This window comes from Campylobacter sp. RM16188, assembly GCF_012978795.1.
Taxonomy (GTDB): domain Bacteria; phylum Campylobacterota; class Campylobacteria; order Campylobacterales; family Campylobacteraceae; genus Campylobacter_A; species Campylobacter_A canis.
The window spans coordinates 45,794-63,544 of record NZ_LIWQ01000011.1; the positions used below are offsets into that span (position 1 = coordinate 45,794).

The 17,751-nt window shown below is 35.0% G+C and carries 26 protein-coding genes; 6 read left to right on the plus strand and 20 right to left on the minus strand.

All coding sequences use genetic code 11. The features are described 5' to 3' along the window. Positions 1–9 precede the first annotated feature (9 nt). Entirely contained in the window at positions 10–834 is an 825-nt protein-coding gene (locus CDOM16188_RS07830; RefSeq protein ID WP_172201138.1) for an adenylosuccinate lyase, read from the plus strand. 111 nt (positions 835–945) lie between these two features. Here CDOM16188_RS07830 and CDOM16188_RS07835 read toward each other — a convergent pair whose 3' ends face one another. The 20 genes from CDOM16188_RS07835 to CDOM16188_RS11315 form a co-directional block, all read right to left on the minus strand. Beyond that, positions 946–2,202: an RNA polymerase factor sigma-54 gene (locus CDOM16188_RS07835; protein WP_172201140.1), complete on the minus strand. Its 1,257-nt coding sequence runs from the start codon at positions 2,200–2,202 to the stop codon at positions 946–948. Between the two features lies 1 nt (position 2,203). Further along, positions 2,204–2,932, minus strand: coding sequence for an LPS export ABC transporter ATP-binding protein (lptB, locus tag CDOM16188_RS07840; protein WP_172201209.1), 729 nt, complete (start codon positions 2,930–2,932; stop codon positions 2,204–2,206). Next, entirely contained in the window at positions 2,925–3,329 is a 405-nt protein-coding gene (tsaE, locus tag CDOM16188_RS07845; RefSeq protein ID WP_172201150.1) for a tRNA (adenosine(37)-N6)-threonylcarbamoyltransferase complex ATPase subunit type 1 TsaE, read from the minus strand. The genes lptB and tsaE overlap by 8 nt, the downstream gene beginning before the upstream one ends. After that, positions 3,326–3,571, minus strand: coding sequence for an RNA-binding S4 domain-containing protein (locus tag CDOM16188_RS07850; protein ID WP_172201152.1), 246 nt, complete (start codon positions 3,569–3,571; stop codon positions 3,326–3,328). Before CDOM16188_RS07850 ends, tsaE begins: the two co-directional genes overlap by 4 nt. A 125-nt stretch (positions 3,572–3,696) precedes the next feature. Further along, positions 3,697–4,035 (minus strand): M15 family metallopeptidase, encoded by a 339-nt coding sequence (locus CDOM16188_RS07855; protein ID WP_172201154.1) that lies wholly within the window; start codon positions 4,033–4,035, stop codon positions 3,697–3,699. Next, positions 4,004–4,210, minus strand: a complete 207-nt coding sequence (locus tag CDOM16188_RS07860; protein WP_172201156.1) for a hypothetical protein — start codon at positions 4,208–4,210, stop codon at positions 4,004–4,006. Before CDOM16188_RS07860 ends, CDOM16188_RS07855 begins: the two co-directional genes overlap by 32 nt. Then, complete coding sequence (locus tag CDOM16188_RS11310) at positions 4,210–4,389, minus strand: hypothetical protein (protein ID WP_253908151.1); 180 nt, start codon at positions 4,387–4,389, stop codon at positions 4,210–4,212. The genes CDOM16188_RS07860 and CDOM16188_RS11310 overlap by 1 nt, the downstream gene beginning before the upstream one ends. A 175-nt stretch (positions 4,390–4,564) precedes the next feature. Next, entirely contained in the window at positions 4,565–4,912 is a 348-nt protein-coding gene (locus CDOM16188_RS07870; RefSeq protein WP_172201158.1) for a hypothetical protein, read from the minus strand. A gap of 483 nt (positions 4,913–5,395) precedes the next feature. Next, positions 5,396–5,752 carry a hypothetical protein gene (locus CDOM16188_RS07875; protein ID WP_169942420.1) on the minus strand — a complete coding sequence of 119 codons (357 nt, stop codon included), beginning with the start codon at positions 5,750–5,752 and terminating at the stop codon, positions 5,396–5,398. 13 nt (positions 5,753–5,765) lie between these two features. Further along, positions 5,766–6,068 (minus strand): hypothetical protein, encoded by a 303-nt coding sequence (locus CDOM16188_RS07880; RefSeq protein WP_172201160.1) that lies wholly within the window; start codon positions 6,066–6,068, stop codon positions 5,766–5,768. Between the two features lie 300 nt (positions 6,069–6,368). Beyond that, the gene (locus CDOM16188_RS07885; RefSeq protein WP_169942424.1) at positions 6,369–6,560 is read right to left on the minus strand and encodes a hypothetical protein; all 192 of its coding nucleotides are present in this window, start codon (positions 6,558–6,560) and stop codon (positions 6,369–6,371) included. Beyond that, a complete protein-coding gene (locus CDOM16188_RS07890; protein ID WP_172201162.1) occupies positions 6,560–7,321 on the minus strand; it encodes a hypothetical protein in 762 nt (253 codons plus the stop codon). The genes CDOM16188_RS07885 and CDOM16188_RS07890 overlap by 1 nt, the downstream gene beginning before the upstream one ends. Positions 7,322–7,438: 117 nt before the next feature. Next, positions 7,439–8,494, minus strand: coding sequence for a hypothetical protein (locus CDOM16188_RS07895; protein ID WP_172201164.1), 1,056 nt, complete (start codon positions 8,492–8,494; stop codon positions 7,439–7,441). Positions 8,495–8,506: 12 nt separating this feature from the next. Then, on the minus strand, positions 8,507–9,055 hold the full coding sequence (locus CDOM16188_RS07900) for a hypothetical protein (RefSeq protein ID WP_172201166.1): 549 nt from the start codon (positions 9,053–9,055) through the stop codon (positions 8,507–8,509). Between the two features lie 12 nt (positions 9,056–9,067). Next, positions 9,068–9,310, minus strand: a complete 243-nt coding sequence (locus CDOM16188_RS07905; protein ID WP_172201168.1) for a hypothetical protein — start codon at positions 9,308–9,310, stop codon at positions 9,068–9,070. Positions 9,311–9,398: 88 nt separating this feature from the next. Beyond that, positions 9,399–9,710 carry a hypothetical protein gene (locus tag CDOM16188_RS07910; protein WP_169942434.1) on the minus strand — a complete coding sequence of 104 codons (312 nt, stop codon included), beginning with the start codon at positions 9,708–9,710 and terminating at the stop codon, positions 9,399–9,401. Positions 9,711–9,767: 57 nt separating this feature from the next. Next, positions 9,768–11,264 (minus strand): hypothetical protein, encoded by a 1,497-nt coding sequence (locus CDOM16188_RS07915; protein WP_172201170.1) that lies wholly within the window; start codon positions 11,262–11,264, stop codon positions 9,768–9,770. A gap of 91 nt (positions 11,265–11,355) precedes the next feature. Continuing rightward, positions 11,356–11,796 (minus strand): hypothetical protein, encoded by a 441-nt coding sequence (locus CDOM16188_RS07920; protein WP_172201172.1) that lies wholly within the window; start codon positions 11,794–11,796, stop codon positions 11,356–11,358. Positions 11,797–11,943: 147 nt separating this feature from the next. Continuing rightward, positions 11,944–12,729 (minus strand): transposase, encoded by a 786-nt coding sequence (locus CDOM16188_RS07925; protein ID WP_253908152.1) that lies wholly within the window; start codon positions 12,727–12,729, stop codon positions 11,944–11,946. A 2-nt stretch (positions 12,730–12,731) separates the two neighbouring features. Next, positions 12,732–12,890 carry a hypothetical protein gene (locus tag CDOM16188_RS11315; protein WP_253908153.1) on the minus strand — a complete coding sequence of 53 codons (159 nt, stop codon included), beginning with the start codon at positions 12,888–12,890 and terminating at the stop codon, positions 12,732–12,734. A gap of 366 nt (positions 12,891–13,256) precedes the next feature. On the opposite strand from CDOM16188_RS11315, the gene CDOM16188_RS07930 reads away from it, so the two are divergent. From CDOM16188_RS07930 to era, 5 genes are read left to right on the plus strand one after another with little or no spacing between them, the layout of a single operon-like run. Next, complete coding sequence (locus tag CDOM16188_RS07930; protein ID WP_172201174.1) at positions 13,257–14,480, plus strand: argininosuccinate synthase; 1,224 nt, start codon at positions 13,257–13,259, stop codon at positions 14,478–14,480. A gap of 25 nt (positions 14,481–14,505) precedes the next feature. After that, entirely contained in the window at positions 14,506–14,952 is a 447-nt protein-coding gene (gene rplI / locus CDOM16188_RS07935) for a 50S ribosomal protein L9 (RefSeq protein ID WP_169974540.1), read from the plus strand. Beyond that, a complete protein-coding gene (hslV, locus tag CDOM16188_RS07940) occupies positions 14,952–15,485 on the plus strand; it encodes an ATP-dependent protease subunit HslV (protein ID WP_169940748.1) in 534 nt (177 codons plus the stop codon). Before rplI ends, hslV begins: the two co-directional genes overlap by 1 nt. A gap of 9 nt (positions 15,486–15,494) precedes the next feature. After that, on the plus strand, positions 15,495–16,817 hold the full coding sequence (hslU, locus tag CDOM16188_RS07945; protein ID WP_172201176.1) for an HslU--HslV peptidase ATPase subunit: 1,323 nt from the start codon (positions 15,495–15,497) through the stop codon (positions 16,815–16,817). Then, positions 16,814–17,683 (plus strand): GTPase Era, encoded by an 870-nt coding sequence (era, locus tag CDOM16188_RS07950; RefSeq protein WP_172201177.1) that lies wholly within the window; start codon positions 16,814–16,816, stop codon positions 17,681–17,683. Before hslU ends, era begins: the two co-directional genes overlap by 4 nt. Positions 17,684–17,751: the final 68 nt, after the last annotated feature.

Below are 17,751 nucleotides of genomic sequence, written 5' to 3' on the forward strand. Positions count from 1 at the left end.
GAGAAATTTATGGACGTTAAGCAGACTTTAGAATCTTTAAGCATAGAGACAACCGATAGTAAGCTGTTTTGCGAGCTTAAAAGCGTGATGAACAAAAACTTTTCCAAAACACTTGGGCAAAAACATAAAGTTATATCGTTTTATGACGAGAGTGAGCTTGTGCAACGTAAATATTTTTTTAAATTTATAAGCAAACTTTACCAAAAAGCGCATAGCCAAGAGCTTGATATAAAATTTGCCGAGTACAAGACAATCAAGCTTCTTTACAAGCAGCCAAATTCGCTTAAAATCATAATATCTGCCGATGTAAAATTTGCAAAAAACGAAGTAAATTTCAAATTTGGAAAACCAAACGCTCTTTTTATAAGCTACATCTCTCAAAAATTTAAAAACTCGGAAATTTTCTCAGATGAAAACCAAGATAATCTAACGATAATAATCAAAAACAGTAGCCAAACAAAAGGGCTTGACGAGCTATTTAGTAAAAACGAACATATGTATTTTGCCGTGAATTTTAACTATGAACAAAGAGATTTTATCAAATTCAAAAGAGAGATAAACATACAAAATTCACAAAAATTCGTAAAAAGATTTTCAGCGCTTGCAGGGCTTTTTGATGAGCATTTTAAAACGCTTGAATGCGATATAAACAGTAGCTTTCAAAGCGTTAGAAGCAGATATCTTGAGCTGGTTAAAATCTATCATCCCGATCGTCATGCAGGCAAATCAGCTAAAATTCAAGACGAATATCGCATGAAATTTGAAAATATCCAAAACGCCTACGAAAGCTTAAAGCCGTATTTTAAAGAGCAAGAAATTTTCATAAGCGCATAAACTTATAGTAGCTTAAAAGTGTTTTAAGTGCCAATAATATAGATGTATTAAAATTCGATCTAAAATTTAGACTAAACCCTGCACACCAAACAGTATAAAACAATATCCGGCTTAACCTTGCATCAGATAAATTCTCTTGCGCTGGCTGGAGCTGGCGATATTTAGCGCCTTGCGGTATTTCGTAATAGTTCGCCTGACCATATTTACGCTAAATTCTTTTTGGATAAGCTCTAAAATTTTAAGGTCGCTTAACGGCTTTTTAGGATTTTCATTTTTAACTAAATTTGCGACGAAATTTTTAAGAGCGGCATTTGAAATCTCCTCGTCAACAGCAGCCGAAAAGAAGCTTTTTATCGGTACCGTGCCTCGCGAACAGACAAGATATTTGTTTGATATCGCGCGCGAAATAGTAGAGGGATTACGCCCCAAGTCATCCGCGATATCTTTTAGTCTCATAGGCTTTATATCGCCTCCAAAAAAATAATCATACTGATACTCAACTATCATCAAGGCAATCTTTTTTAGCGTAGCTTTTCGCATATCAAGAGCATCTACGAGGTCTTTTGCCTCTTTTATACGCGTGCTTACAAACTCGCTTTTCTCATCAAGTCCTTCGGTATCAAGCAAAATTTCAGGGTAAAATTCATCATTTATAGCTATCTCAACTCTTCCGCCGGAAGTATTTATGAAGATATCTGGAATTTTAGCCGGCGAATCACTTAGATACTCGATCGCGGGCGGGTTTTTAAATTTACGCACGATAGAAATAGCCTCATCGTACCGCTTCATTTTTTTTAAATTTTGAGCCAAATTCTGCAAATTTTCAAAATTTTCGATGATAAATTTAACATCTTTTTCAAGCTCGCTATCAAGCTCAAATTCACCCATCTGAAATAAAAAACTCTCTTTATAATCCACCGCGCCCACGCCACAAGGCTCCAGATAGGCAAAGCGCGCCCTAACCCGGTCTACTTCGCTTCTATCAAAGCCCACAAAAACTTCATCACTCCACTCAAAGTACCCCTCATCGCTAAGGCACTCTATGATTTTATTTGCGATAATTTGGGATTTTTCAGTAGGAAATAACGGCTTGTTTATTTGAGGCAAAAGCTTATCGTATAGACTCTCTTTAAAAACGCTGTAAGTTTCGATATTTTCACTTGAGGATTTTTTTGAAATTTCGCTAAAAAAGTTCTTTTTAGATGAATTTTGATTTTTATGCTCGATCGTTACAAATGGATTTTGCGCCACAAAAGGCTCAAGAGTCTCTTTTAGCTCTTCGATACTTGAACTAAGTATCGGAAGCCAACTTCTAAGAGTATGCGAAAGCTTGCCTTTGGGGGCTATAGATGCGGTTTGCTTTAGCATATTATTCTAAAAGCTTAAAATCTTGTCCGAGATAGTGTGTCTTAACAAGCTTATCGTTTGCCACCTCCTTGGCGTTTCCAGAGGCTAAAAGCGAGCCGTCTTTTATAACGTAAGCCCTATCGCAAATTGCCAAAGTCTCCCGCACATTATGATCTGTTATCAGCACTCCTATGCCTAAATTCTTAAGGTCTCTCACTATGCTTTGTATATCGCTAACGGCTATAGGATCAACGCCGGCAAAAGGCTCGTCAAGAAGCAAAAATTTTGGCGTTATTATGAGGCTTCTTGCGATTTCGCAGCGCCTTCGCTCACCGCCGCTTAGACTTACGCCCTTTCTTAAGCGAATCGGCTCGATATTAAGCAAATTTAGCATCTCATCTACTTTTTGCTCCTGAACGGCTGTATCTTTATATAAAATTTCAGCCCCGAGCAACAAATTTTCTTCTACCGTTAAATCCTTAAAAATGCTTGATTCCTGAGGCAGGTATCCTATGCCCATGCGAGCGCGCTTGTGCAAAGGTACATTTGTGATATCGACACCGTCAAGATAGATATTACCGCTACTTGGGGGTATCAACCCGCAGATCATATAAAAAGTAGTCGTCTTGCCGGCTCCGTTTGGACCAAGAAGACCTACAACTTCACCACTTTGTATATCAAGCGAAATGCCTTTGATGATATTTGTCTTTTTTATCGTCTTTTGTAAATTTTTAACTTCTAGCTTATGCACCGCAAACCTCGTATTTTCTTCCTTTTTCATGAGGAGTTATGCAAATTTTTATATAATCTATATCAAATTTCTTAAGCATATTTTCAAGTTCGTCATCGCCCCACTCTACTAAGTGCAACCCCTCTTCAAAGAAATTTTCAAAAAGTCCGTTTTTTATAATTCCTTCAAAGCCGTTTTGGTAGATATCGTAATGAAAAATTCCGTTTTCATACCCTTGCATCACCGAAAACGTAGGAGAGGTAACGTCCGAATTTACACCATGAGCCTTTGCTATGGCTTTTACAAGAGTTGTCTTACCGCTTGCAAGATCGCCCTTTAGGATTATAACTCCTTCTCGCGGCAAAATTTGAATCAGTTCATCAAGCTCGTCTAAATTTAGTATAAATTCTTTTTTCATAGCTCTTTTACATACTCGCTTTGGGCTGATTTTGGGATACTTTTCGTCACAGGGATAGCCAAAACCTCATAACTCATCTCTTTGGCTAAAAATTTAATCGTAATCTTATCGCCGATTTTCACCTCTTTGGCGGGCTTTGCCACAACTCCGTTTATGCTTACTACGCCGCTTTTGCACATGTCTTCACTGATCGCTCGACGCTTGGTAATATTAACCGTATTTAAAAATTTATCTACTCTCATAAAAGCGATTTTATCCAAAAAACTCTTAATCTAATAAGATTTTAAGATAAAAGTCAAGCCCGATTTTGATAATAGATTGTGATCAGTTGATTGTAGTTATTGATAAATCGGTGTTTAGAGTGTTTTTAGCAATTTCTTTCAAAATGTGGAGTATCTATAAAGCTTTTAAAATTTCCGCCCCATTTGTTTTCAATTGATAAGCTTTCCCAATAGTCGCCTATTGCTTGTAGCTCTTGCTTTGAGGTTATATAATTGTTATCTTTGAATATATGTAAATCAATAGCACATCTTTTTAAGTGCATTGAATTAGATGTTTTAGATTTGCCTTGATTAATGTAAATTTCTTGCTGCTCTTTAGTTCTTTCGGCTTCGCCTACTCTTACATCGTAGTTATTATCGTGGAGGTAGTTTAGCAGGATAGCTAAGTCCTTACTAAAATTTTCTTGATGTTTTCCTAGTGTCATATTTAAATCTTATCTCGGTTTGTTTGGTGATTATCTTAACTAAGTTTTCTAAGCTGTCAAGTCTTTTATTAATGCTATCTATCCTTAAAGATATTATCCAGTTAAGACCCGTAAGCAAAAGAGCCGATACTGTTACTATCGGCTCAAGATGATTTAAAAAATCAAATAAAGTCATTACGATATAGCAACTTCTGATATACCGATGATATAAACTTCATCAAATTTAACGTTATTAAATGTAACGTCTTGTAGAGCTGTTTTTATTTCGCTCTCTTTAAGTCCAGCTTTGCCGTAGAAAGTTAAAGTATGCTTTCTACCTGCTTGACTTTTACCCGTAACGGTTACCCTTAACACGCTTGCCTCTACTTCATTACCCGAAGTGCTTTCAACCTCATAAACGTTGTAAGTTCCCTCTAAGTGATTATCGCAAAAAGCTTTAGCCGTTGCTCCGTCGGCAGGAACTGCAAAGCAAAGGTTCTACCTGCTATTTGATTTCTTACTAATGATTTAGCCATTTTCTTATCCTTTCTTACTTGTCAAATTTAAGCGTTACGTATTCGCATTTTACATCGCTATCATAAGAGCTATCAAATTTACCTTTTATATCGGCTAAAAGCTCTGGATATTCGCTTGCGTTTTTAACGTGAGGAAGTGTAAACATTGTAGAAATTCTACCGTTTTCGTTTCTATCGCCTACGATAAACACTTTTTTGTTTAAAGGATTAGGGATTTGATTTAGAGCTTGACCGCCCGAACCCACAGACTTATATTTCTCAACCTTGCCAGCCATTATGCCGATAAGTTTTTGTTTATCGCCATCACTGCCGACTACATCAATACTTAAAGGTCTTAAACCTTGAATTGTTTGTTTTAACATTTCCTTTACTCCTTGAGTTTATTTTATGTTTGTATATATACGCTTGAAATTATAAGAAATGGATTGTAAAGTCGCACAAAGCAACAAGAAAAACACCTAAACAACGGGAAAGTAATTGAGTAAAATGCGACTAATTAAGATTTATTTAAGTGAAAAAGACAAATAGAGTATTACGAATAAAAGAAAATTAATTATTTAAAACCGGGAAAAACAAAAAAAGCTCAAGTCAAAAAGTTAAATTTTAACAAGCAATCAAGCCGGATAAAAATACATCTCTCATTATTTCCTATTGTGGAAAAATACCGCTTAAAAAGCTGGTGTTACGCTGACGGCTTGAAAAACTTTCAGATCGCGCAGAGCGCGGGAAAGTTTTTACTGCGCCCTAAGCTCCACACAAAGCTTTTAAGCAAATACCCACAATTAGGAAAACAATGAGAGAAAATGAGAACTTGGGGAGGGGGTAAGCAGGGTTAAGGGGTAAATTTATTCCATAAACAAAGCGCAGCTGACTTCCTCTATTTTCATACCGCCCGTTTCTAGGTGTGTCTTTATCAAGCTTGATAATTTGCTTTCGGTCATTGTCTTTTTAACATTATGGATTAATGTTTGTTTGCTTCGGCGGTTTGAGTTTTTACAAAAAGCTTTATATTGCTTATAATAGTTAAAGTCGTCAATAGGCGGCAAGGTTGTTTCGTCCTCAAAATGAACCTCATAAATATACTTAATTTTAGCAGTAGAAACAGCCTTAAGAAAAGCTTGTAAATCTGCAAGGCTTTTGGCTTCAAGTTGTGAGGTAATAGTGCGGTTTCCTTGTTGCTGGGTTATTTTGTATAGTGGCATAGTTATCCTTTTTTTATATTTTAGTAAATTCAGCCGTAGCGATACTAGGTTGAAGCATTTCAATTCTAGTGAAATATAGGGTTTGAGGATTGTAAAAAATACGAAATTTTATATCAAAATTATAATTATACTTGTGGTCAAAAGAGCGAACATAATTAACAAAATCCTGATTAAAATAACTCATTTCATCATAAGAAAACTGCGTGCAAGTTTCTTTAAGCAAAGATAAAGAGTTCAAAAAATGATTATTTATCTTATCAAAAATAGCCAAAATCGTCTCATCAACAGAACAAACTAAATTTAAAAGAGCAGACACATCAATATCTAGAGAGGAAGTAGGATATTTAATTTTAGAAATATCATAAGGAAACCCACGAGCGATAGAACCGACAATAGAAAGAGCGCTTAAATACTCAAAAGGTCTATAAGGGTGATAAGAAAAAAAAAGGAATTCCTAAATTACTATGAAGAAAAAAAATCAGTGCCACCATATTGATAACCTTCACCATTTATAAAACACAGCATTTTAAGAAAATTTGAATGGCTGGAAACAAAAGAATAATCCTTAAAACTTTCACAGCATTTACAGCAAGCACCCATTAAACCAAGCATAATATCACTTATCCTTACCGACTATACCCAAACAAAGGAGTTTTAAATAATGATTTGTTTGATCTATTTTTTGCGATAAAGTGATATTAGTTTCTTTATCTGCACCTAAAAATTTATTAAGTTTTTCAAGATTTTCGTTTATCTTTCTTAATTGCTCCATTTCTTGAGCGAAAGCGTTTTCACAATCAAGAGCCATTAGGGATTTACTCCTTTCGTTTTATTGTTAAAATAACCCAAGCCGTTAAGCATAGTCATAAATTGCTCGCTTAAGCCCGTTATATTGCCTTTATCATCTTTTACATACATAAACTCGGCGACTTTATTAAGACTTTCAATATCCACAGCAGTGCCACCCGTTATACGTCTTAAAATTTCTTTATCGTTAGCGGTAAATTTAGATGTTAAGATTTTAAAAAGCAGTGTTTGATTAAAGCTATCGGCTTTAGCCTTTGCATAAGCCAACTGTTGGTCTTTAGAGTGCATTATAAGCTCACGTTGTTTCATAACACCATCAGCACGATTATAATATTGATTTGCGCTCTGCTGTGCATTAAAAACAGTATTAGCACCATCAACAACAACTTTAGCATATTGTATGCGCTCCTCCATAGAAGCACCAAAAATTTTAGAGAACATACTTGCCTTAACACCTTTTTTAAATTTCTTTAAAAGACCCGTAGCTTTACCAACTAAAGGATTTAAAATAGTGCCTAAAAGAGCAATAACCACAGCTAAAATTTTACCGATAATTGCCTCTTGTTTTTGGATATAAAGCATTAAAGCAGAACTAAACATAATAGTAGTACCACTGTTAATAGCCTCTTTAAGTATTCCGTCGTCCATTCCGTTTGCCTTAAGACGTTGTAAAACCTCATTATAAGCGACGTTATAGGTTAAATCCTCAAACATTTCATCAATGCCGAGTTTTAAAATCCGAGTGCCGTTATTTTCAGCCATTTTAAAGCCCCATAAAAAATCTAACAGAAACAGAAATAAAGAAACCTAAAAGAATAAAAAACAAAAAAGTAAAAAAAGTAAATTTACGACCTTGATTTTTTTTCATAACAAATCCTTTTAACTTGAAAATTCTTTATCAATCTCACTAGGTAAAGTGAAATTAAATATCTTAGTTATATCAGGCAAATTACCAAACAATGTATCAATATCCGTATCGTCAAGCTCAAACGAATTAACATCGGTTGCAGTCCTTGCCCTTGTAGCTTGATATTGTAAAGCAACAGCACGAGGGGAAGCGTTTGTTATGGTTTTGCCGTCTAAATCTGCAATGTTTTGAGCGGTTTTTTGATAAGTGTCTTGATCTTTATAAATTTCATAGGTTTTAGTTGAGTTTTCCACCTCTTTTGTTTTTTGCTCGAGCATAGATTTATTATAAGCCATAACTTCGGCAGGCAAAGAAACTTCAACGGGCTTATTAACGGACAATTCAGCCTCCAAACGTCTTATAACTACATCGTTTTGAACTTTAACGTTATTCTTGACTTCCGCCGTCATTTTTCCGCTTGTGATAGCATTTGCGACACGTTGAGAGTTATTAATCGCAGTTGCATTCATAGCGGATATAAGCTCATTATTTGCGAGTTGAGCTTTACCAAGATTATCAACAGCCGAAGCAATAGACCTTAAAGCAACATTATCAACAGACGGCTTAACATCTGGCTTAGTTAAATCCTGCGGAACATCTTTGACAACAGTATCACCAGCCGATATATTAGGCTTAAACCCCTCTTTGTTTTTGTCTTTATCGCCAATTTTTTGAAGCAATGGAGCAACAAAGCCAGCAGTATCAGGATTTGAAGCTAAATTATTAACACCTAAAACCTTGACAGCATAGACAAGAGATGTCAAAAGCTCTGTTTGAACAGCAAATATCTTATTTTGTTCCGAAAGAACAGAAATCAAAGAAGGTGTATTACCAACAGTGGGAGGAGGTGGTGTATTCTCAACATTACTTACAAGATTTTCAACTTTCTTATCAATTTGTTTATCTTTATCACCAAAAACCCTATCATAAAGCCAAACAAGACCAGTCCCAATACTAGAACCAATAAAAGCATTAAGCCAATTAGCCTTAACATAAGCGGTAGCAGCACCAACTAAAGGAACAGCCATAACAAACCCCTATTAAGTAGCAGGAGGAAAACCGCCACCATTATCACCAGAATTATTATCCTTGATAATAGTTTCAGGCTCAAAAGTGCGAGTTAAAAAAGACTGCGGACAATAAAAAACGCAATCACCCGAAAGGCTTGACAATTTATAACAAATTATAAATCCATTAACTGAATTTAGCATAAAGAAAGAAGCAACAATTTTATGAACTCTATCATCAAATTTAAACTTAACAAATTGACCGTCTTTTAAAGAGCCAAAACTTCCATTTAAAGAATTTTTACCAATATCAAACGGAGACGGAATTAACGAATTATCCTCAACAGGTTTATCAACCTTACTCAAAAATTGCTCTGGGCAAATAATACCTTTAGCCTTATCATCGATCTTATTTAAAACATAAAAATTGACATAACTATTTTCAGCGACAAGCATAGAATAAGAACTATGCACGATAAAAATGCCGTCATAACCCCTTACATTAACTTGAGTTTTATGAGGCAAAGAGCCGTTATCAGCATCAAATCCTTGAGGATAAACAAGAGCAAAATTTTCAAACATATCAATCCCCTTTTAAGAGATTATCTTATAAAATTTATCAAGCGATTTATCTATAACCTTGATATTTTCGCTTAATAGCTCAAGCTGTTTATAATCTATGCTTTTACCCTCTTTAGCCTGATTTGCTATATCATCTATTGCCTGCGAAGTGGCAGTAAGACCTAAAACAACATCATTAGCGTCTTTACTATCTATTTTTGATAATTCGTCTAAGACCTCACTAGCCAAAACAATTGGAACACTAGCCTTTGGCAAGAATATAGAAGCTAAAGCACCTAACCCCTTAACGATAGGATTTACCTTATCAGTAAAATCCGCAATTTTTCTTTATTGATTGACATTTTTACTCCTTGTCATATAAATTTAATGTATTTTCTTTGATAGCAAAAAGATACTTAACCCCACGAACAAGATAATATCCCTTTTCATCGGTAAGCTTTGCTAAATTTATTTGATAGCTTTGATTTTTATATTCAATCATAGCCTTATCAAAAAGCCACGAACCCTCTTTTATATGCCTACCCGTATTCAGATAGTGCATATCATCATACCTTTTAAAAAATTCTTTCTTAAGCTTAGGATTATTGAAATCAACACAGACTTTTTTATCCCCTTTGCTTAATAAGTCATTTAAGATACTTTCTAAAATAGTCATTTTAAAACCTTTAAAACATAAAATTTCAAAGGATTTCCGACAACAACAAAACCCCTTTTAAGCCACAATGCTTGAAACCTGGTCCAATTCATCATTTAACCTTTGATATTTAATAGCTGTTAAAGCATCTATAATAGGTTTTTTATACTCCTCGTTTATCATCTCTTTTAAAGCGATAATAAATTGGTCTAAAGCAAAATAAACCAAGCTTGAATAAGGATTAACAATATCAAGCCCGTTATCGTTAATAACCTTTTCGTTATCGTTAAACGAGCCTGCAATTTTACTTAAGCCGTATTCGTGCAAATTTAGCCCCTGCTTTTCTAAATCTTTCTTGACTTCCTCAAGAACTATTAAAAAGTTATTATGCTCATAACCAAGATTTGTATATACAGCAGATATAAAAGCCTTAAGAGCCTTTTTAGATTTTTTTAAATCCCTTGACTTAATAAAGTCGTGTTTGCTTAGATGTTTAAATTTTAAGTTATCCCAATTAGCAAGATAATCCCAAAATTTAAAGCGGTTGTTATCACTTTCAGCTCTGAAATAAATAGAACGAATAGAAGTTGATACAATAGAATTAGAGCTTATACGCTCCCTTTCATCGTCCGTTAAATCATACCATTTACAAATTTTAAGACCGTCTAGCCAAAAAGAGCCAAGATTATTAAATACAAAGCTTACCTCGTCAATGGTATTTAGAGGAATAAGCCTTTTAAGCATTAACCTGCCAAACTCTACCTCGTGGCGAAATACGCATATATCCCTTTCAATGTTAAATCCGTTAAGCTCCCACTTTGTAAAAATTAAATTTGAGATGTTTTGATTTTGTATCTGTTTGATTTTGTCATAGACCCTAAACATATGAGGACTTTTACCGAAGCTCATACCCTCAAAGCGGTTAAAACGCATAAAGTTATTAACGTTTATATCACTTATAGATACTAGCCCTTTTACCTGCTCCTCATCGCTTAATAAATCATCATCGCTTAATAAATCATCATCGCTTTTACTTGATAGAACGGTATCGGAATAGCTACTTACCTTTTTAAGGGAACGGAAATTAAAAAAGTCGCTTGGAGTGTATTTAATACCCGTAACATCGGTGCATAAATCAAGACGTAAAATTTTAATAACGTATTTATCATCAAAAATACTAGATAAAAAGCTTTTTACCTGCTCCATACAAAGGATATGACCGTATTTAAGCAAATAAACGGAGCGAAATTGTAATTTTATATGATATATGCCTTTCGTATCGAAATCAGTATCGGAAACCGAAAAGAAAACATCATCATTTTTTACAAATCCGAAGTAATTAGCCATACCCTTTGAGCTTATAAAAAAATCGCCGTGATTTAGCCATAAACTTGATTTAACAACCTTTTCGCCGAAAGCTTTTATATTTTGTGCGCTTTCTTTGGCTACTCTTACTTTATTAACGAAACTTTTAAATTGAGTGTCAAAAGTATATTTATCGGTGCAAAGAATACCGATAACTAAAGTATCTACGCCTTGATGAAGTATTTTAAGGTTGTTTAGGTTGTAATTCATTGTTAAAAATCCTTTTAAGCTTAATTTCAGTGTTTGTCCCGCCTATACTACCTGATAGGCAGGGCGTCAGCAAAACAAAACGCCCCGAAAATTAAGCTTTTACTCCCTCAAACCTAAGCATTGCAGATACGAATAACTCAATCGCAGGAACAAATTTATCAAAGACGATAACAGGTGTCGAATTATAATTATCCTTATATGGCCTATATTCTATCTTTCCGCTTGCGATATAAATCTCGTTTTCTTGAAGCTCTAAAAATTGAGCTTGAGTAATCCTTGTGGTATGCTCTCCGCCCGAGTTCATAGCGACATAAGTCATCACGTAGCTATCCTCCCATTTTTGGATCTCTCCGAAGTCATCGACCATAGAATTGCCGTCTTTATCGGTCTTAGTCTTTCCGTCAATTTTTTTGAGTTTTAAAACTTTTATTCTTTGCTCGAATAAATCGTTACTTTGATTAAGAGCGTTATAAATCTCTCTTGCTCTTAATTCTTGCTCTGGTGTAGTTAGGGCATTAGTTTGCTTTGCCATTTTTAGTCCTTTATGTTTTCTAATAAATATCTATCTTGGATAAGACGAGATAACCTAGTCTTATCAACGCCACTCTCTTTTATTAAATCCTTTCTTGATATACGCTTGTTATATCTTGAAAGAAGTTTATACACGCTATATAAAATCTTAATATGCTCCGAGCTTATGTAAATTTTTGCTATTTATAAAACTTTCATCGAAGCTAAAAAGGGATTTTAAATATCTAACTATCGCACACATAACGGCTACGATAGCAACTTTTTTACTTTTACCTTTGTTTATTAGGTTTTCGTATTTTTGTCTGAATTTATCGTTAAAACGTATAGATACAATGGCAACTAAGAATAAAACACGTCTTATACTTGAGCTACCTTTTTTATTGATACATTTGGATTTTTTAATCGATATTCCGCTTTCATAAATGCGAGGGGATAAACCAAGAAACGATATAAACTGCTTTGCGGTTTTATCTCGGTTAAAGTGTAGATTGGGGAATAAATTTAGTGCTAAATCTATGCTGAAACCCTTATTATTATTTACGATTTCATCACAATTCGGGATAAAGCTTTTAAGGATTTTGTAAGCGAGGATTTTAAGCTTTTTATATAAAGATGATATTTGATTAGTTAGAGTTGTAATGATTTCATTAAGACTTGGATCGCTTACGAAATCTTGAGACTTTTTAAAATTTTTTAATTGTGTTTGGATTTTAGATAAAAGAAGTATAGCCGAGTTATAAGATTTTATAAGGTTGTATTCTTTGTTATAAGTTGCTGGATTTAATTCGGAATGAAAAATTTTACAATATAGAGCAAGCCCGTAACTATCTTTTAAATCCGTTTTTTGATGTGATAAATGTTTTAAAAAATAGCTTGTTTTTTCAGGATTTAAAAGTGAATATCTAAGTTTTAAATCACTTAAGGCAGATTGCAAAACTATATGATAGTTATTTGTGTATTCAAATATGCTTTTATCGTTTCATAATCGTTTGGGAGTGAAACGTAAAGAGGTTTTTTAGTTTCATTTGAAGTTAAAAAGCAAATATCTAGTTTGTCCTTAGATACATCCGCACCTACAAAGAAATCATTTTTCATAATAAACTCCTTAAAAGAAAAATTAGGTATAATCTTTTCTTGTATTCAGTGTCTAAGATAAAAGCACTAAGATTTTTAATCAGATTTAACCTATAAAGCCCCTAAAATCTTTCTTGCAGTGTCTTAGCACTTAGGATACAATCAGAGGCTTTATAATTCTATGAAAAAATGAAATCAGAAATCAATATACAAAAATGTATATTTAGATTTTTGATTTGTGGAGTAATCATACAAGTAATTATAATTTTGCGAGCTTCAAAATCAGAATTTGATATCAGTTTAGACACCCAAAAAACGATAAATTTTTAGTAGAAATTAATTAAATTTGGCTAAAATTACAAATCTAACTTTTATAAGGATTTTATTATGAAAAAAGACGTTAAAAAAGTAGTTTTAGCATATTCGGGCGGTCTTGACACAAGCATTATTTTAAAATGGCTTCAAGATGAATACAAATGCGAAGTGATAACCTTTACCGCAGATATCGGTCAAGGTGAAGAGCTTGAGCCTGCAAGAGTAAAAGCGCTAGAGCTTGGCATAAAACCTGAAAATATCTTTATAGAAGATTTGAAAGAGGAATTTGTAAGAGATTTTGTATTTCCGATGTTTAGAGCAAACGCCATCTATGAGGGCGAATATCTGCTTGGCACATCCATCGCTCGACCACTTATAGCAAAAAGACAGGCCGAGATAGCGGCAAGCATAGGAGCCGATGGAGTAAGTCACGGCGCAACCGGCAAAGGAAATGATCAAGTTAGATTTGAGCTTGGATACTACGCCATAGGAGATAATCTTACTATAATAGCCCCTTGGAGAGAGTGGGATCTAAACAGTAGAGAAAAACTACTAGCTTATGCCGAAAAAAACGGTATCAAAATAGAAAAAAAACCGGGCAAGAGTCCATACTCTATGGATGCAAATTTGCTACACATAAGCTATGAAGGCTTAGTTCTTGAAAATCCCGCCAATGCACCAGAAAAAGATATGTGGAGATGGACAGTTGATCCAAAAAACGCACCAAATGAGAGCGAAATCATAGAGATAGGATACGAAAAAGGCGATCCCGTAAGCATAAACGGCAAGAGATTAAGTCCTGCGGAAATTTTAGCCGAACTTAACCGCCTTGGTGCAAAACACGGCATAGGAAGACTTGATATAGTAGAAAATCGCTCGGTAGGCATGAAATCTCGCGGTTGCTACGAAACTCCAGGCGGAACGATAATGCTAAAGGCTCACCGCGCCATAGAGAGTATAACTCTTGACAGAGGAGCCGCTCACCTTAAAGACGAACTCATGCCAAAATACGCAGAGTTAATCTACAACGGATACTGGTTTTCGCCTGAGCGAATCATGCTTCAAGCGCTAATAGACAAAAGCCAAGAAAACGTAAACGGAAGCGTAAAAGTCGAGCTATACAAAGGAAATGTAATCATACTAGGCAGAGACAGCAAGAGCGATAATCTCTTTAGTGAAGCGTTTTGCACCTTCGAAGAAGATAACGTGTATGATCAAAAAGATGCCGACGGGTTTATAAAGCTAAATGCGTTAAGGTTTATTATAGGGCGCAAAAACGGGCGCAAATTTAACTAAAATTTAAATTAAATAAGGACAAAAAATGAAAGTATTACTGATAAAAGACGTAAAATCTCTTGGCAAAGCAGGAGAGATAAAAGAGGTAAAAGACGGCTATGGAAACAACTTCTTAATAGGCAGAGGCTTAGCAAAAGCCGCAACTCCTGATGTGCTTCGCCAATATGAAGCGGCTCAAAAAAGAAAGGCCGAAGAGCTAAAATACGAACTTGCAAATTTAGAAACTCTAAAAGAGCAACTTGAAAATATAAAGCTGGTTATCAAAAAACCGCTTGGCGCTAACGGCTCGCTGTTTGGTGCCGTTACAAAAGACGAGATCGCTCACGCCCTTGAAGAAAAGCACAATCTAGCCATAGACAAAAAGAGCTTTGATACCGACGGACATATAAAATCAACAGGAATTTTTGACGTAGATGTAAAACTAGGTCACGGAATTCACGCCAAGCTTAAGCTAGAAGTCGAGGGCGAATAGTGTTTCATGCAACAACAATACTAGCCTACAAAGGCAAAAATAAATCCGTGATCGGAGGAGACGGACAAGTAAGCTTTGGTAACACGGTTCTTAAAGCAAATGCCGTTAAAATTCGCAAAATTCATAACGGAAAGGTTCTAGCGGGCTTTGCAGGAAGCACTGCCGATGCGTTTAATCTATTTGATATGTTTGAAAACAACTTAGAGCACGCAAAAGGCGATCTGCTAAAGGCTGTGATAGAATTTAGCAAAGAGTGGCGCAAAGATAAATATCTGCGCAAGCTTGAAGCGATGATGCTGGTGCTAAATCGCGATAAAATTTTTCTGCTAAGTGGCACAGGCGATGTGGTTGAGCCCGAAGACGGAAAGATAGCTGCTATCGGAAGTGGAGGGAATTTCGCACTTTGCGCAGCAAGAGCCCTTGATAAATTTGCACAAATTGACGAAGAAGAGCTTGTAAAAGAGAGCTTAAAAATAGCAGGAGAAGTCTGCATATACACAAATACAAATATAAAAACTTATGTTTTAGAATAAAGAGAGAGTATGAATTTAACCCCAAAAGAGATAGTGAAATTTTTAGATGATTATGTAATCGGTCAAAAAGACGCTAAAAAAATCATAGCAATTGCACTTAGAAACAGATATCGCAGAATGAAGCTTGAAAAATCGATGCAAGATGACATTGTGCCTAAAAATATACTTATGATAGGCTCAACGGGCGTTGGTAAAACCGAGATAGCCCGCCGCCTTTCAAAGATGATGGGCTTGCCTTTTATCAAAGTAGAAGCAAGCAAATACACCGAAGTTGGTTTTGTTGGGCGCGATGTGGAGTCTATGGTAAGAGATCTGGTTGCGGCTGCTATAAGTCTTGTAAAAACCGAATTTAGAGAGAAAAATCAAGATAAAATCGATGAGTACGTCGAGGATAAAATCATAAAAAAGCTTCTTCCGCCGCTTCCTACTGGTGCAAGCGAAGAGAAAAAGGCTGATTATGAAAGAAGCTATGAGAAGATGAAAACAAGACTTAAAAACGGAGACCTTGATGATCTAAACATTGAGATCGAGATCACGCAAAGCAGCTTTGACGCGGGAGCTAATATACCGCCTGATATGGCTCAAATGCAAGAGAGTTTTGTAAAAATCATAGGATTAAGCAACAAAACCACAAAAAAAGAGATGAAAGTAAAAGACGCAAAAGAAGCTCTTAAAAACGAAGCTAGCGAGAAAATTTTGGACATGGAAAGCATTAAGGCTGAAGCGTTAAGAAGAGCCGAGAACGAAGGCATTATATTTATAGACGAGATTGATAAAGTTGCTGTTAGCTCTGGAAATTCAAGCAGACAAGATCCTAGCAAGGAAGGCGTGCAAAGGGATTTGCTACCGATAGTAGAAGGCTCAACGGTAACTACAAAATTTGGTGTTATAAAAACAGATCATATCCTATTTATAGCAGCAGGCGCATTTCATATAAGTAAGCCAAGCGACCTCATACCCGAACTTCAAGGAAGATTTCCTCTTAGGGTAGAACTGAGCAGTCTTGATGAGGATGCGCTATATCAAATTTTAACTCAGCCTAAACACTCACTACTAAAGCAATACGAAGCTCTTTTGAAAACCGAAAACGTAGAGCTTAAATTTAGTGATGAAGCTGTAAGAACTATCGCTAAAATAGCCCAAAACGCCAATGAAAAAATGGAAGATATCGGCGCAAGAAGGCTTCATACAGTAATTGAGCGAGTAATAGAAGATATAAGCTTTGAAGCTAGCGAAAACAGCGGAAAAACGATAGAAGTTGATAAAGCGCTCGTAGAAGACAGGCTGGGAGATATCATAAAAGATCAAGATTTGGCAAGATATATACTATGAAATCGGGCTTCGTAAGCATAATCGGAAGAACAAATGCGGGCAAAAGCTCTCTTTTAAACTTCTTACTTGATGAAAAAATCACTATCGTATCGCATAAGCAAAATGCTACAAGGCGTAAGATAAGCGGTATAGTAATGAACAGCGAAGATCAGATAATCTTTACCGATACACCTGGACTTCACGAAAGCGATAAAACGTTAAATAAACTAATGATAAACGAGGCGATGAAATCAATGAGCGATTGCGATGCGATTGTTTTTTTAGCCTCGGTTCATGACTCAACTGGTGAATATGAGAAATTTTTAAATTTAAAACCTTCAGTGCCTCACATCTTGGTTTTAACTAAGGTTGACGAAGTATCAAATGATAAAATTTTAAAAAAAATATCAGAGTATTCTAAATTTCAAGATAAATTTACAGCCCTAATGCCTTTTAGCATCAAAAAACAAACTTACAAAAAGCCGTTGCTTGATGAAATTTGCAAGCTTTTGCCAGAGCATGAGTATTTTTACGATCCTGAATTTTTAACGCCTACTAATGAGAAAGAAATTTATAAAGAATTTATACTTGAAGCGATATATGACAATCTAAGCGACGAATTACCTTACTCAACGGATGTGCTAATAGATAAAGTTAAGGAAAAAAGAGAAATAATAGAAATTTTTGCTTCAATAATAACCGATAGAGAGCTACACAAATCAATGGTAATAGGGAAAAATGGCGAAACAATCAAAAGAATAGGTATAAATTCACGAAAAATGATATCAAAATTAACGGACAAAAAAGTCTTTTTAAAGCTCGTAGTTGTAGTAAAAAAAGGGTGGAGCAAGAATGAAAAAATTATAAAACAAATAAATAACTATTGATTTTTAATTTGTTTTTTATTAAAATAAGACGTGGTTGTTCATAAATTTTATAATTTAAAGTGATTGCA